13 protein-coding genes are annotated in these 15,447 nt (G+C 70.0%); all 13 read left to right on the top strand.

Going from position 1 to position 15,447, the window contains the following annotated elements; all coding sequences use genetic code 11:
* The first annotated feature begins 7 nt into the window (after positions 1 to 7).
* The 13 genes from AAT21_RS25835 to nuoN are packed head-to-tail and all read left to right on the top strand — an operon-like array spanning position 8 to position 15,443.
* Entirely contained in the window at positions 8 to 562 is a 555-nt protein-coding gene (locus AAT21_RS25835; protein WP_030028258.1) for a NuoB/complex I 20 kDa subunit family protein, read from the top strand.
* Positions 559 to 1,296: an NADH-quinone oxidoreductase subunit C gene (locus AAT21_RS25830; protein ID WP_046779306.1), complete on the top strand. Its 738-nt coding sequence runs from the start codon at positions 559 to 561 to the stop codon at positions 1,294 to 1,296. Before AAT21_RS25835 ends, AAT21_RS25830 begins: the two co-directional genes overlap by 4 nt.
* Positions 1,296 to 2,636: an NADH-quinone oxidoreductase subunit D gene (locus AAT21_RS25825; RefSeq protein ID WP_046779305.1), complete on the top strand. Its 1,341-nt coding sequence runs from the start codon at positions 1,296 to 1,298 to the stop codon at positions 2,634 to 2,636. The genes AAT21_RS25830 and AAT21_RS25825 overlap by 1 nt, the downstream gene beginning before the upstream one ends.
* Positions 2,633 to 3,388, top strand: coding sequence for an NADH-quinone oxidoreductase subunit NuoE (gene nuoE, locus AAT21_RS25820; protein ID WP_046779304.1), 756 nt, complete (start codon positions 2,633 to 2,635; stop codon positions 3,386 to 3,388). Before AAT21_RS25825 ends, nuoE begins: the two co-directional genes overlap by 4 nt.
* Entirely contained in the window at positions 3,388 to 4,737 is a 1,350-nt protein-coding gene (gene nuoF, locus AAT21_RS25815; RefSeq protein ID WP_046779303.1) for an NADH-quinone oxidoreductase subunit NuoF, read from the top strand. The genes nuoE and nuoF overlap by 1 nt, the downstream gene beginning before the upstream one ends.
* Positions 4,734 to 7,238, top strand: coding sequence for an NADH-quinone oxidoreductase subunit G (locus AAT21_RS25810; RefSeq protein WP_046779302.1), 2,505 nt, complete (start codon positions 4,734 to 4,736; stop codon positions 7,236 to 7,238). Before nuoF ends, AAT21_RS25810 begins: the two co-directional genes overlap by 4 nt.
* A complete protein-coding gene (gene nuoH / locus AAT21_RS25805) occupies positions 7,235 to 8,587 on the top strand; it encodes an NADH-quinone oxidoreductase subunit NuoH (protein WP_046779301.1) in 1,353 nt (450 codons plus the stop codon). Before AAT21_RS25810 ends, nuoH begins: the two co-directional genes overlap by 4 nt.
* A gap of 3 nt (positions 8,588 to 8,590) precedes the next feature.
* Entirely contained in the window at positions 8,591 to 9,193 is a 603-nt protein-coding gene (gene nuoI, locus AAT21_RS25800; protein WP_046779300.1) for an NADH-quinone oxidoreductase subunit NuoI, read from the top strand.
* Positions 9,190 to 9,996 (top strand): NADH-quinone oxidoreductase subunit J, encoded by an 807-nt coding sequence (locus tag AAT21_RS25795; protein WP_046779299.1) that lies wholly within the window; start codon positions 9,190 to 9,192, stop codon positions 9,994 to 9,996. Before nuoI ends, AAT21_RS25795 begins: the two co-directional genes overlap by 4 nt.
* Positions 9,993 to 10,292, top strand: coding sequence for an NADH-quinone oxidoreductase subunit NuoK (nuoK, locus tag AAT21_RS25790; protein WP_030958925.1), 300 nt, complete (start codon positions 9,993 to 9,995; stop codon positions 10,290 to 10,292). The genes AAT21_RS25795 and nuoK overlap by 4 nt, the downstream gene beginning before the upstream one ends.
* A gap of 9 nt (positions 10,293 to 10,301) precedes the next feature.
* Positions 10,302 to 12,197 carry an NADH-quinone oxidoreductase subunit L gene (gene nuoL / locus AAT21_RS25785; protein WP_046779298.1) on the top strand — a complete coding sequence of 632 codons (1,896 nt, stop codon included), beginning with the start codon at positions 10,302 to 10,304 and terminating at the stop codon, positions 12,195 to 12,197.
* Between the two features lies 1 nt (position 12,198).
* Positions 12,199 to 13,791, top strand: coding sequence for an NADH-quinone oxidoreductase subunit M (locus tag AAT21_RS25780; RefSeq protein WP_046779297.1), 1,593 nt, complete (start codon positions 12,199 to 12,201; stop codon positions 13,789 to 13,791).
* A 5-nt stretch (positions 13,792 to 13,796) separates the two neighbouring features.
* Entirely contained in the window at positions 13,797 to 15,443 is a 1,647-nt protein-coding gene (nuoN, locus tag AAT21_RS25775; protein ID WP_412180341.1) for an NADH-quinone oxidoreductase subunit NuoN, read from the top strand.
* The last annotated feature ends 4 nt before the right edge of the window (positions 15,444 to 15,447 follow it).

The raw sequence follows: 15,447 nt of genomic DNA, 5'->3' as shown, positions 1-15,447 counted from the left end.
ATTTCCCATGGGACTGGAAGAGAAGCTGCCGAGCGGCTTTCTGCTGACCACCGTCGAACAGGCCGCGGGATGGGTGCGCAAGTCGTCCGTCTTCCCGGCGACCTTCGGCCTCGCCTGCTGCGCCATCGAGATGATGACGACCGGAGCGGGCCGGTACGACCTGGCCCGCTTCGGCATGGAGGTCTTCCGCGGCTCCCCGCGCCAGGCCGACCTGATGATCGTGGCCGGACGGGTCAGCCAGAAGATGGCGCCGGTGCTGCGCCAGGTGTACGACCAGATGCCGGCTCCCAAATGGGTCATCTCCATGGGGGTTTGTGCATCTTCAGGCGGAATGTTCAACAACTACGCGATCGTCCAGGGCGTCGACCACATCGTCCCGGTGGACATCTACCTCCCCGGCTGCCCGCCCCGCCCCGAGATGCTGATGGACGCCATCCTCAAGCTCCACCAGAAGATCCAGGGCGGAAAGCTCGGCGTGAACCGGGAGGAAGCGGCCCGCGAGGCGGAGGCGGCGGCCCTCAAGGCGCTCCCCACCATCGAGATGAAGGGGCTGCTCCGGTGAGCGAGACCCAAGAGCCCGGCCATGGCAACGGCACCGACGCGGACGGCGGCCTGCCCGCGCCGCGCGCCCAGGGCCCCGAGGTCATCGGCGTCCGCAAGGGCATGTTCGGCGCCGCCAAGGGCGGCGACACCAGCGGCTACGGCGGGCTCGTCCGCACCGTGGCCCTGCCCGGCGCGACCGCCCGCCCGTACGGTTCGTACTTCGACGAGGTGGCCGACGAACTCGAAGGCGCCCTGGAGGAACAGGACCTCGTCCCCGAGAACGCCATCGAGAAGACGGTGGTCGACCGGGGCGAGCTCACCTTCCACATCGCCCGCGAGCACCTCGTACGGGTCGCGCGCACCCTGCGCGACGACCCCGCCCTGCGCTTCGAGCTCTGCACCGGGGTCTGCGGAGTCCACTTCCCCGGGGACAAGGGCCGCGAGCTGCACGCCGTCTACCACCTGCGCTCGCTCACCCACGGCCGGATCCTGCGGCTGGAGGTGTCCGTCCCGGACAGCGACCCGCACGTCCCCTCGCTCGTCTCCGTCTACCCGACCAACGACTGGCACGAGCGCGAGACGTACGACTTCTTCGGCCTGGTCTTCGACGGACACCCGGCCCTCACCCGGATCATGATGCCGGACGACTGGCAGGGCTTCCCGCAGCGCAAGGACTACCCGCTCGGCGGCATCCCCGTCGAGTACAAGGGCGCCCAGATCCCGGCTCCCGACCAGCGGAGGTCGTACAGCTGATGTCCCCCATCACGAATGAAGCAGACAACCACTCCTCCGCCCGCGAGACGACCGAGGGCACCGTCTACACCGTCACCGGCGGCGACTGGGACGAGATCGTCCAGTCGGCGGCCAAGGCCGACGACGAGCGGATCGTCGTCAACATGGGTCCCCAGCACCCGTCCACCCACGGAGTGCTCCGGCTGATCCTGGAGATCGACGGCGAGACGGTCACCGAGGCCCGCTGCGGCATCGGCTACCTCCACACCGGAATCGAGAAGAACCTCGAATTCCGCAACTGGACGCAGGGCACCACCTTCGTCACGCGCATGGACTACCTGACGCCGTTCTTCAACGAGACGGCGTACTGCCTCGGCGTCGAGAAGCTGCTCGGCATCACCGACCAGATCCCGGACCGCGCCACCGTCCTGCGCGTCCTGCTGATGGAGCTGAACAGGCTCTCCTCCCACCTGGTGTGCATCGCCACCGGCGGCATGGAGCTGGGCGCGACCACGATCATGATCTACGGCTTCCGCGACCGCGAGCTGATCCTCGACATCTTCGAGCTGATCACCGGCCTGCGCATGAACCACGCGTTCATCCGCCCCGGCGGCCTCGCGCAGGACCTGCCCCCGGGCGCCGTCGACCAGCTGCGCGAGTTCGTGAAGACCATGAAGAAGAACCTGCCGGAGTACGACAAGCTCGCCACCGGCAACCCCATCTTCAAGGCCCGCATGCAGGACGTCGGCTACCTCGACCTCGCCGGCTGCATGGCGCTCGGCGCCACCGGCCCGATCCTGCGTTCCGCCGGCCTGCCGCACGACCTGCGCAAGTCGGACCCGTACTGCGGCTACGAGAACTACGAGTTCGACGTGCCGACCACCGAGACCTGCGACTCCTACGGGCGGTTCCTGATCCGCCTGGAGGAGATGCGCCAGTCGCTGCGGATCGTCGAGCAGTGCCTGGAGCGGCTGGAGCCCGGCCCGGTCATGGTCGCCGACAAGAAGATCGCCTGGCCGGCGCAGCTGGCCATGGGCCCCGACGGCCTCGGCAACTCCCTCGACCACATCAGGAACATCATGGGCACCTCCATGGAGGCCCTCATCCACCACTTCAAGCTGGTGACCGAGGGCTTCCGGGTGCCGGCCGGGCAGGCGTACGCGGCGGTCGAGTCGCCCAAGGGCGAGCTCGGCGTCCACGTCGTCTCCGACGGCGGAACCCGCCCCTACCGGGTCCACTTCCGCGATCCGTCCTTCACCAACCTGCAGGCCATGGCCGCGATGTGCGAGGGCGGCCAGGTCGCCGACGTCATCGTCGCCGTCGCCTCCATCGACCCCGTGATGGGAGGCGTCGACCGATGACCACCAGTCCTCAGAACCGAGGGGTCTCGCTGGGCATGCCCCAGCTGCCCGCCCCCGACTTCCCGGCAGAGGTACGCGCGCGCCTCGAAACGGACGCGAGGGAAGTCGTCGCCCGCTACCCCGACAGCCGCTCCGCGCTGCTCCCGCTGCTGCACCTGTGCCAGTCGGAGGAGGGCCACGTCTCCAAGACCGGCATCCGCTTCTGCGCCGAGACGCTGGGGCTGACCACCGCCGAGGTCACCGCCGTCGCGACCTTCTACACGATGTACCGGCGCAGGCCCTCGGGCGACTACCAGGTCGGCGTCTGCACCAACACCCTGTGCGCGGTCATGGGCGGTGACGCCATCTTCGAGGAGCTCAAGGAGCACCTCGGGGTCGGCAACAACGAGACCACCGCAGACGGCAAGGTCACGCTGGAGCACATCGAGTGCAACGCGGCCTGCGACTACGCCCCCGTGGTGATGGTGAACTGGGAGTTCTTCGACAACCAGACGCCCGAGTCCGCCAAGGCCATGGTCGACGACCTGCTGGCCGGCCGTGAGGTCGCGCCGACCCGGGGCGCGCCGCTGTGCACGTACAAGGAGACCGCCCGGATCCTGGCCGGTTTCCCGGACGAGCGTGCGGGCGCGGTCGAGGCCACCGGCGGCGGCGGACCCGCCTCCCTGATCGGCCTGCGCATCGCCCGAGGCGAATCCCCGCACACCCCGATCGTGCACCCGCGCGGCGAGACCCGTACCGAGGGAGGGGAGTGATGAGCGTGTCCACCGAGCTCAGCAAGAACGGCACCAGCCCGGAGAAGCTGCTGGCCCCCGTCCTGTCGGCCTTCTGGGACGAATCCGCATCGTGGACGCTGGAGACCTACCGGCGCCACGAGGGATACGAGGGCCTGCGCAAGGCGCTCGCGATGACGCCGGATGAAGTGATCGCCTACGTGAAGGACTCCGGGCTGCGCGGACGCGGCGGCGCGGGCTTCCCCACCGGCATGAAGTGGCAGTTCATCCCGCAGGGCGACGGAAAGCCGCACTACCTCGTCGTGAACGCGGACGAGTCGGAACCGGGAACCTGCAAGGACATCCCCCTCCTCTTCGCCAACCCGCACTCCCTCATCGAGGGAATGATCATCGCCTGCTACGCGATCCGCTCCGAGCACGCCTTCATCTACCTGCGCGGCGAGGTCGTACCGGTCCTGCGGCGCCTGCACGAGGCGGTGCGCGAGGCCTACGAGGCCGGATACCTCGGCAAGGACATCGACGGCACCGGGCGCAACCTCGACATCACGGTGCACGCGGGCGCGGGCGCGTACATCTGCGGCGAGGAGACGGCGCTGCTCGACTCCCTCGAAGGCCGGCGCGGCCAGCCCCGGCTGCGTCCCCCCTTCCCTGCCGTCGAGGGGCTCTACGCGTGCCCCACTGTCGTCAACAACGTCGAGTCCATCGCCTCGGTTCCCGCGATCCTGAACAAGGGCAAGGACTGGTTCAAGTCGATGGGGACCGAGAAGTCCCCCGGCTTCACGCTGTACTCGCTCTCCGGGCACGTCGCCGGCCCCGGCCAGTACGAGGCCCCGCTCGGCATCACCCTGCGCCAGCTCCTCGACATGAGCGGCGGCATGCGGCCCGGGCACCGGCTGAAGTTCTGGACCCCCGGCGGCTCCTCCACCCCGATGTTCACCGACGAGCACCTCGACGTCCCCCTGGACTACGAGGGCGTGGGCGCCGCCGGCTCGATGCTCGGCACCAAGGCCCTCCAGTGCTTCGACGAGACCACCTGCGTGGTGCGGGCCGTCACCCGGTGGACCGAGTTCTACGCCCACGAGTCCTGCGGCAAGTGCACCCCCTGCCGCGAGGGCACCTACTGGCTGGTCCAGCTGCTGCGCGACATCGAGGCCGGCAAGGGCGTCATGTCCGACCTCGACAAGCTGAACGACATCGCCGACAACATCAACGGCAAGTCCTTCTGCGCGCTCGGCGACGGCGCGGCCAGCCCGATCTTCTCCTCGCTCAGGTACTTCCGCGAGGAGTACGAGCAGCACATCACGGGCAAGGGCTGCCCCTTCGACCCCAGGAAGTCGACCCTCTGGGCCGACACGGAGGTGAACGCATGACCGTCACCACTACGGCCGCCTCCGGGGGAGGAGCGGCCGTCCCGCCGGAGGACCTGGTCTCGCTGACCATCGACGGGGTCGAGCTCTCGGTGCCCAAGGGCACCCTCGTCATCCGCGCCGCCGAACAGCTCGGCATCGAGATCCCCCGGTTCTGCGACCATCCCCTCCTGCCCCCGGCCGGCGCCTGCCGCCAGTGCATCGTCGAGGTCGAGGGCCAGCGCAAGCCGATGGCCTCCTGCACCATCACCTGCACCGACGGCATGGTCGTCAAGACCCAGCTGACCTCCGAGGCCGCCGACAAGGCCCAGCGCGGGGTGATGGAGCTGCTGCTCATCAACCACCCGCTGGACTGCCCCGTCTGCGACAAGGGCGGCGAATGCCCGCTGCAGAACCAGGCGATGTCGCACGGCAACGCCGAATCCCGCTTCGAGGGCCGCAAGCGCACCTACGAGAAGCCCGTCCCGATCTCCACCCAGGTCCTGCTGGACCGGGAGCGGTGCGTGCTGTGCGCCCGCTGCACCCGCTTCTCCAACGAGATCGCCGGTGACCCGATGATCGAGCTGCTGGAACGCGGTGCGCTCCAGCAGGTCGGCACCGGCGAGGACGACCCCTTCGAGTCGTACTTCTCCGGCAACACCATCCAGATCTGCCCGGTCGGCGCCCTCACCTCGGCCGCGTACCGGTTCCGCTCCCGCCCCTTCGACCTCGTCTCCTCCCCGAGCGTGTGCGAGCACTGCGCGGGCGGCTGCGCGACCCGTACCGACCACCGCCGCGGCAAGGTGCTGCGGCGCCTCGCAGCGGAGGACCCCGAGGTCAACGAGGAGTGGGTCTGCGACAAGGGCCGCTTCGCCTTCCGCTACGCGCAGCGCCCGGACCGGCTGACCACCCCGCTGGTGCGCAGCGCCGCCGGGGTGCTGGAACCGGCGAGCTGGCCCGAGGCCCTGGAGGCCGCGGCGAACGGGCTCGCCGCGGCGCGCGGCCGGGCCGGGGTGCTCACCGGCGGGCGGCTCACCGTCGAGGACGCCTACGCGTACGCCAAGTTCGCCCGGGTCGTGCTCGACACCAACGACATCGACTTCCGGGCCCGCGTGCACAGCGCGGAGGAGGCCGACTTCCTGGCCGCCACCGTCGCCGGCACCGGCAAGGACCTCGACGGCGACGGTGTCACCTACACCTCGCTGGAGGCGGCGCCCGCGGTGCTGCTCGCCGGCATCGAGGCCGAGGAGGAGGCCCCCGGGGTCTTCCTGCGGCTGCGCAAGGCCCACCGCAAGCACAAGCAGCGGACCTTCGCCCTCGCCCCCTTCGCCACCCGCGGGCTGGAGAAGGCCGGCGGCACCCTGCTCGCGGCCGCCCCCGGCACCGAGCCCGACTGGCTCGACGCGCTGTCCTCGCGGACCGGCCTGGAGGCGGGCGGCGCCGAAGCCGCCGAGGCGCTGCGCGCGCCGGGCGCCGTCATCGTCGTCGGGGAGCGCCTCGCTGGCGTGCCCGGCGCGCTGACCGCCGCCGTCCGGGCGGCCGCCGCGACCGGGGCGAAGCTGGTGTGGATCCCGCGCCGGGCCGGGGAGCGGGCGGCCGTCGAGGCCGGCGCGCTGCCCTCCCTGCTGCCGGGCGGCCGTCCGGCCACCGACCCGCGGGCCCGCGACGAGGTCGCCACCGCCTGGGGCCTGGACGAACTTCCGCACCGCTACGGCCGCGACACCGGCCAGATCGTCGAGGCCGCTGCCACCCGGGAACTGTCCGCGCTGCTGGTCGCCGGCGTCGAGGTCACCGACCTGCCGGACCCGGCCCGCGCGCGGACCGCCCTGCAGGAGGCCTTCGTGGTCTCCCTGGAGCTGCGGCCCTCCGAGGTCACGGACCACGCGGACGTGGTCCTGCCGGTCGCCGCGGTCGCCGAGAAGGCGGGCGCGTTCATCAACTGGGAGGGCCGGGTCCGGCCGTTCGAGGCCGCGCTCAAGCCCGACCAGATGACCCGCCGGCTCGCCCCGGCCGACGCCCGCGTGCTGCACATGCTGGCCGACGCCGCCGACCGGCCGATCGCGCTGCCCGACGTGCACGCCGTACGCCGGGAGCTGGAGCGGCTCGGCCCCTGGGAGGGCGGACTCGCCGCCGAGCAGTCCACCGACCCGGTGCCGCTGCCCCGTCCCGGCGTCGGCGAGGCGGTCCTCGCGGGCCACCGGCTCCTCCTCGACCTGGGCCGGCTCCAGGAGGGCGACGAGGCCCTGGCCGGCACCCGCCACGAGGCGAGCGCCCGGCTGTCGGCCGCCACGGCCGCCGAGACCGGGGTCAAGGACGGCGACGTCCTCGCGGTCACCGGCCCCGCCGGCACCGTGGAACTCCCGCTGCGGATCACCGAGATGCCCGACCGTGTCGTCTGGCTCCCGTTGAACTCCACCGGCTCCGGCGTCCTCGCCGACGCCGGAGCCCGCCCGGGCACCCTCGTACGGATCGGCCCGGCGACCCCGGCCGGCGCAGGCGACACCACTGCGGAGGTGGGCGCGTGAACACCGTTCAACTCGCTGCCGAGGACCTGTCCCTCTTCGGAGGGGACGTCTGGTGGCTCGTCGTCATCAAGGCGGTGTTCTGCTTCGCCTTCCTGATGGTGACGGTGCTCTTCTCCATCGTGTGGGAGCGCAAGGTCGTCGCCTGGATGCAGCTGCGCATCGGCCCCAACCGGCACGGCCCCTGGGGCATGCTCCAGTCGCTGGCCGACGGCGTGAAGCTGATGCTCAAGGAAGACATCATCGTCAAGCGGGCCGACAAGGTCGTCTACGTCCTGGCCCCGATCATCGCGGCGGTCCCGGCCTTCATGGCCATCGCGGTGATCCCCTTCGGCCCGGCCGGCAACGAGGTCTCCATCTTCGGCCAGCGCACCTCGATGCAGCTGACCGACCTGCCCATCGCGATGCTCTACATCCTCGCGGTGGCCTCGGTCGGCATCTACGGCATCGTGCTGGCGGGCTGGTCCTCCGGCTCCACCTACCCGCTCCTCGGCGGTCTGCGCTCCTGCGCGCAGATGATCTCCTACGAGATCGCGATGGGCGCGGCCTTCGCCTCGGTCTTCCTCTACTCCGGGTCAATGTCGACCTCGGCGATCGTGGAGGCCCAGCAGGACCGCTGGTTCATCGTGCTGCTGCCGGTGTCCTTCATCATCTACGTCGTCACGATGGTCGGCGAGACGAACCGCGCCCCCTTCGACATGCCGGAGTCCGAGGGCGACCTCGTCGGCGGCTTCAACACCGAGTACTCGTCCATCAAGTTCGCGCTGTTCATGCTGGCCGAGTACGTCAACATGGTCACCGTCTCGGCGGTCTCGGTCACCCTCTTCCTGGGCGGCTGGCGGGCCCCGTACCCGATCAGCTCCTTCTGGGAGGGCGCGAACCACGGCTGGTGGCCGCTGCTCTGGTTCGTCCTGAAGGTCCAGCTGCTCCTCTTCTTCTTCATCTGGCTGCGCGGCACGCTGCCGCGCGTGCGCTACGACCAGCTGATGAAGCTCGGCTGGAAGGTCCTGATCCCGGTCTCCGTGGTCTGGCTGATGATGGTCGCCACCGTCCGGGCCCTGCGCAACGAGGCGTACGAGATCGCGGACATCGCGCTCTACGTCGGCGGCGCCGTCGTGGCGATCCTGCTGCTCTCCTTCGTTGCTGACGTCTTCCGCGACAAGCGCGAGAAGGCGGCGGCCGCGGACGCGGCCAAGGACACCGCGCCCTTCGATCCGCTGGCGGGCGGCTTCCCCGTACCGCCCAAGCCCGGCCAGCACCTGGCACCCGTACCGCGCAGGCGGCCCCGCAGCGAGCGGGAGCTGATCGCCAGCGGCGGGGCGAACACCGACAGTGACCGAGAGGAGGCTTGAGAAATGTCTGACGAGAAGTGGCAGAACCCGGTGGCCGGCTTCGGCGTGACCTTCAAGGCCATGTTCAAGAAGCGCCTCACCGAGCAGTACCCGGAGCAGCAGAAGACCACCGCCCCGCGCTTCCACGGACGGCACCAGCTCAACCGGCACCCCGACGGTCTGGAGAAGTGCATCGGGTGCGAGCTGTGCGCCTGGGCCTGTCCCGCCGACGCCATCTACGTGGAGGGCGCGGACAACACCGAGGAGGAGCGCTACTCCCCGGGCGAGCGCTACGGCCGCGTCTACCAGATCAACTACGCCCGCTGCATCCTGTGCGGACTGTGCGTCGAGGCGTGCCCGACGCGCGCACTGACGATGACGAACGAGTTCGAACTGGCCGACGCCAGCCGCGAGTCGCTCATCTACACCAAGGAGCAGCTGCTCGCGGGCCTGAGCGAGGGCATGGTCGAGGCCCCGCACTCGGTCTTCCCCGGCACCGACGAGCAGGACTACTACCGCGGGCTGGTGACGGGCGCCGCCCCGGGCACCGTCCGGCAGGTGGCGGTCTCCAAGGGCGAGGAGCCGGCCGACGCCGCCGGCGGCAGCGCGGCGGAGGTGGGGGCATGAGCACCGTCGCCGCGACCGTCACCTCCAGCGGTGAGGCCGTGCAGTTCTGGATCCTCGGCACGGTCGCCGTCATCGGCGCGCTGGCCACCATCCTCATGAAGAAGGCCGTGCACAGCGCACTCAGCCTCGCCGGGACGATGATCATCCTGGCCGTCTTCTACCTAGCCAACGGGGCGTACTTCCTGGGCGTCGTCCAGGTCATCGTCTACACCGGCGCGATCATGATGCTCTTCCTCTTCGTGGTCATGCTCGTCGGCGTCACCGCCGCGGACTCCCTGAAGGAGACCATCAAGGGGCAGCGCTGGATGGCCCTCCTGTGCGGGCTCGGCTTCGGCATCCTGCTGTTCACCGGCATCGGCCACGCCGGGCTGAACCACTTCAACGGGCTCGGCCGGATCAACTCCGGCGGCCACGTCGAGGGCCTGGCGCAGCTGATTTTCACCAAGTACGTCTTCGCCTTCGAGCTCACCGGCGCGCTGCTGATCACCGCGGCCGTCGGCGCGATGGTGCTCACCCACCGGGAGCGCACCGAACGGGCCGCGACCCAGCGCGAGCTGGCCGAGCGCCGCGTGCGCGAGGGTGTGCAGCTCCCGCCGCTGCCCGCGCCCGGCGTCTACGCCCGGCACAACGCGGTGGACGTCCCCGGCCTGCTGCCGGACGGCACCCCGTCCGAGCTGACGGTCAGCAAGACGCTGCGCGCCCGCGGCCAGATCCGCGACGTCTCCGGAGAGGCCCTCGACGACCTCAAGGCGCTGGAGCAGCGTTCCGCGGAGCGCCTCGGCCGTGAGGAGGCCTCGAAGTGAATCCGGTCAACTACCTGTACCTGGCGGCCCTGCTGTTCACCATCGGTGCCGTCGGCGTACTCATCCGCAAGAACGCGATCGTGCTGTTCATGTGCATCGAGCTGATGCTCAACGCCTGCAACCTCGCCTTCGTCGCGTTCTCCCGGATGCACGGCAACCTCGACGGCCAGATCATCGCCTTCTTCACGATGGTCGTCGCCGCCGCGGAGGTCGTGGTCGGCCTGGCGATCATCGTGTCGCTGTTCCGTACCCGCCACTCGGCCTCGGTCGACGACGCCAGCCTGATGAAGCTGTAAGGGGTCGCTGTGGAGAACCTGATTGCGCTGCTGATCGCGGCGCCCCTGCTCGGAGCGGTGGTGCTGCTCTGCGGCGGCCGCCGCCTCGACCGGACCGGCCACTGGATCGGGACGCTGCTCGCGGCCGTCTCGTTCGGCATCGGCGTCGCACTGTTCGCCGACATGCTGGGGCGCAGCGCCGACGACCGGACGCTGACGCAGAACCTGTACACCTGGATCCCCGTCGAGGGCTTCCAGGCGGACATGGCCTTCCAGCTGGACCAGCTGTCCATGACCTTCGTCCTGCTGATCTCCGGCGTGGGCACGCTCATCCACGTGTACTCGATCGGGTACATGGAGCACGACGAGCGCCGCCGCCGTTTCTTCGGCTATCTGAACCTGTTCGTCGCGGCCATGCTGCTGCTGGTCCTCGCCGACAACTTCCTGCTGCTGTACTTCGGCTGGGAGGGCGTGGGCCTCGCCTCGTACCTGCTGATCGGCTTCTGGCAGCACAAGCCCAGCGCGGCCACGGCCGCGAAGAAGGCCTTCCTGGTCAACCGGGTCGGCGACATGGGCCTGTCGATCGCGATCATGCTGATGTTCACCACGTTCGGGACCTTCGCCTTCGGGCCGGTGTTCGGCGCGGTGGGGGAGGCCTCCGAGGGCATGCTCACCGCCATCGGCCTGATGCTGCTGCTGGCGGCCTGCGGCAAGTCCGCACAGGTGCCGCTGCAGTCCTGGCTCGGGGACGCCATGGAGGGCCCGACCCCGGTCTCGGCCCTGATCCACGCGGCGACGATGGTGACCGCCGGCGTCTACCTGATCGTCCGCTCCGGCGCCGTCTTCAACGCGGCGCCCGACGCCCAGCTGGTCGTGGTCGTCGTGGGCGCGGTCACGCTGCTCTTCGGTGCGATCGTCGGTTGCGCGAAGGACGACATCAAGAAGGCCCTGGCGGGCTCGACGATGTCGCAGATCGGCTACATGATCCTCGCCGCGGGCCTCGGCCCGATCGGCTACGTCTTCGCGATCATGCACCTGGTGACGCACGGCTTCTTCAAGGCCGGTCTCTTCCTCGGCGCGGGTTCCGTGATGCACGGGATGAACGACGAGGTCGACATGCGCAAGTACGGGGCCTTGAGGAAGTACATGCCGGTCACCTTCGTCACCTTCGGCCTCGGCTACCTGGCGATCATCGGCTTCCCCGGTCTGTCCGGCTTCTTCTCCAAGGACATGATCATCGAGGCGGCGTTCGCGAAGGGCGGCACCGAGGGCTGGATCCTCGGCGGGGTCACCCTGCTGGGCGCCGGCATCACCGCCTTCTACATGACCCGCGTCATGCTCCTCACCTTCTTCGGCGAGAAGCGCTGGCAGCCGGACGCGCAAGGCCACGAGCCGCACCCGCACGAGTCCCCGAAGTCCATGACGATCCCGATGGTCATCCTGGCCTTCGGCTCGGTCTTCGCCGGCGCCTTCTTCGAGATCGGCGAGCGCTTCCTGACCTGGCTGGAGCCCGTCACCGGCTACGAGCACGGCAACCCGCCGGTCAGCGCCATGACGGTCACCGCGGCCACCATGGTGATGCTCCTCGCCGGCGTCGGCATCGCCTGGGGGATGTACGGACGCAGGCCCGTACCGGTCCTCGCCCCGCGCGGCTCCTTCCTCACCCGGGCCGCCCGCCGCGACCTCTACCAGGACGACTTCAACCACGTCGTGCTGGTGCGCGGCGGGGAGCACCTGACCCGCTCCCTCGTGTACGTCGACCACAGCCTGGTCGACGGCGTGGTCAACGGGACGGCCGCCTCGGTCGGCGGCCTCTCGGGCCGGCTGCGCAAGCTGCAGAACGGCTACGCCCGCAGCTACGCGGTCTCGATGTTCGGGGGCACGGCGATCCTCATCGCCGCGACCCTGCTGATGAGGGCGGTGTGACATGAACTTCCCGCTTCTGACGGTCACGGCCGCGGTGCCCGCGGTCGGCGCGATCCTCACGGCGGCCGTCCCGGCCGCCCGCCGGACCGCCGCCAAGTGGCTCGCGCTGCTCTTCTCCCTGGCGACACTGGCCCTGGCCGTGCTGATCGCCGTCCGCTTCGAACCCGGTGGCGACCGCTACCAGCTCACCGAATCCCGGTCCTGGATCGCCGACTTCGGCGTCCGCTACGAGCTGGGCGTGGACGGGATCGGCGTGGTCCTCATCGGGCTCACCGCGCTCCTGATCCCCTTCGTGATCGCGGCCGGCTGGCACGACGCCGACCCCCTGGAGACGAGCTCCAAGCGCTGGCGCCCGACCCAGGGCTTCTTCGCCCTGATCCTCATGGTCGAGGCGATGGTGATCATCTCCTTCGAGGCCACCGACGTCTTCCTCTTCTACATCTTCTTCGAAGCCATGCTCATCCCGATGTACTTCCTCATCGGCGGCTTCGGGGACCGGGCGCACTCGGGCAGCGACGAGAACGCGGCCGCGCAGCGCAGCTACGCGGCGGTCAAGTTCCTCCTCTACAACCTGGTCGGCGGCCTGATCATGCTGGCCGCGGTCATCGGCCTGTACGTGGTCGCCGGGAACTTCTCGCTCCAGGAGATCACCGCCGCCCGGGCCGCGGGCACCCTCGACATGGCGACCAACACCGAGCGGCTGCTGTTCCTCGGCTTCTTCTTCGCCTTCGCGGTGAAGGCCCCGCTGTGGCCGCTGCACACCTGGCTGCCGAACGCGATGGGCGAGTCCACCGCCCCGGTCGCCGTACTGATCACCGCGGTCGTCGACAAGGTCGGCACCTTCGCCATGCTCCGCTTCTGCCTCGGGCTGTTCCCCGAAGCCAGCAAGTGGGCCACGCCGGTGATCCTCGTACTGGCCCTGATCTCCATCGTCTACGGGGCACTCGTGGCCGTGGGCCAGCGGGACATCAAGCGGCTGGTGGCCTACGCCTCCATCTCGCACTTCGGCTTCATCATCCTGGGCATCTTCGCGATGACCTCCCAGGGCCAGTCCGGCGCCACCCTCTACATGGTCAACCACGGCCTGTCGACGGCGGCGCTGATGCTGGTGGCCGGCTTCCTGATCTCCCGGCGCGGCTCGCGGCTCATCGCCGACTACGGCGGCGTCCAGAAGGTGGCCCCGGTCCTCGCCGGGACCTTCCTCATCGGCGGCCTCGCCACCCTCTCGCTGCCGGGCCTCGCGCCGTTCGTCAGTGAATTCCTGGTCCTGGTCGGCACGTTCGCCCGCTACCCGGTCGTCGGGATCATCGCCACCATCGGCATCGTGCTGGCCGCTCTCTACACGCTCGTCCTCTACCAGCGCACGATGACCGGCCCCGTGAAGGAGGAGGTCCGCACCATGCCGGACCTGCGCCTGCGCGAGGTGCTCGTGGTCGCCCCGCTGATCGCGCTGCTGATCGGACTGGGCGTCTACCCGAAGGTCCTCACCGACATCGTCAACCCGGCGGTGGAACAAACCATGTCGGACGTGAAGCAGACGGACCCGGAGCCCGAGGTCGCCGTCGAAGCCAAGAACGGGGAGGAGGCGAAGTGAGCACACTGACTTCCGCCCACAGCCTGTGGACACTGGCGGCCGACACACCGGCCGGCCGGATCCCGGCGCCGGTCATCGAGTACGCACAGCTCGCTCCCACCCTGATCGTGGTGGGCGCGGCGGTCGTCGGGATCCTCGTGGAGGCCTTCGTGCCCCGCAGGTCCCGCTACTACGTGCAGGTGTTCCTCGCGTTCGCCGCGCTGGCCTCGGCCTTCGCCGCGGTGGTCGGCCTCGCCGCCGGCGGGTACGGCTCGACCAAGGCCCACATCGCCGCGATGGGTGCCATCGCCGTGGACGGCCCCGCGCTGTTCCTGCAGGGCACCATCCTGCTGGCCTCGGTCGTCGCGGTCTTCACCTTCGCCGAGCGGCGCCTGGACCCGGCCGCGCACGGCAACCGGGTGGACTCCTTCGCCGCCCAGGCGGCGTCGGTACCGGGCAGCGACAGCGAGAAGGCCGCCGTCAAGGCCGGGTTCAGCACCACCGAGGTGTTCCCGCTGGCCCTGTTCGCCATCGCCGGCATGCTGATCTTCCCGGCGGCCAACGACCTGCTGACCCTGTTCATCGCCCTGGAGGTCTTCTCCCTCCCGCTGTACCTGCTCTGCGCCGTCGCCCGCCGCCAGCGGCTGATGTCGCAGGAGGCCGCGGTGAAGTACTTCCTGCTGGGTGCCTTCTCCTCGGCCTTCCTCCTCTTCGGCATCGCGCTGCTCTACGGCTACGCGGGCTCCATGTCGTACGCGGTGATCGCCGACGTGGTCGACGGCACGATCACGAAGATCGACCCGGCGCTGGCCGGCACCATGGGCAACGACGTGCTGCTGCTCATGGGCGGTGCGCTCATCCTGACGGGCCTGCTGTTCAAGGTCGGCGCGGTGCCGTTCCACATGTGGACCCCGGACGTCTACCAGGGCGCCCCGACCCCGGTCACCGGCTTCATGGCGGCGGCGACCAAGGTGGCCGCGTTCGGCGCCCTGCTGCGGCTGCTGTACGTGGTCCTGCCGGGGCTGCGCTGGGACTGGCGCCCGGTGATGTGGGCGGTGGCCATCGTCACGATGCTGGCGGGTGCGGTGATCGCCGTGACCCAGACGGACGTCAAGCGGCTCCTGGCGTACTCCTCCGTCGCGCATGCCGGCTTCATCCTGGCCGGTGTGATCGCGACGTCGGCGGAGGGCGTGCAGTCCGTCCTCTTCTACCTGGCCGCCTACTCCTTCGGGACGATCGGCGCGTTCGCGGTCGTCACCCTGGTGCGCGACGCGGGCGGGGAGGCGACGCACCTGTCCAAGTGGGCGGGCCTGGGCCGGCGTTCACCGCTGACCGCGGCCGTCTTCGCGGTGTTCCTGCTGGCCTTCGCGGGGATCCCGCTGACGTCGGGCTTCACGGGCAAGTTCGCGGTGTTCTCGGCCGCGGCGCAGGGCGGTGCCGGGGTGCTGGTCGTGATCGGTGTCCTGTCGTCCGCAATCGCCGCGTTCTTCTACATCCGGGTGATCGTCCTGATGTTCTTCAGCGAGCCGAAGGCCGACGGCCCGACGGTGGCCGTCCCCTCCCCGCTGACGATGACGACCATCGCGGTGGGCGTCGCGGTCACCCTGGTCCTGGGCCTCGCGCCGCAGTACTTCCTGGACCTGGCGGGCCAGGCGAGCACGTTCGTCCGCTGACCGG

Origin of the sequence: Streptomyces yangpuensis (genome assembly GCF_001005295.1) — a bacterium.
Taxonomy (GTDB): Bacteria; Actinomycetota; Actinomycetes; order Streptomycetales; family Streptomycetaceae; genus Streptomyces; species Streptomyces yangpuensis.
Note: the sequence above shows the minus strand (reverse complement) of the source record. Positions and strands in the feature narration are given on the sequence as shown.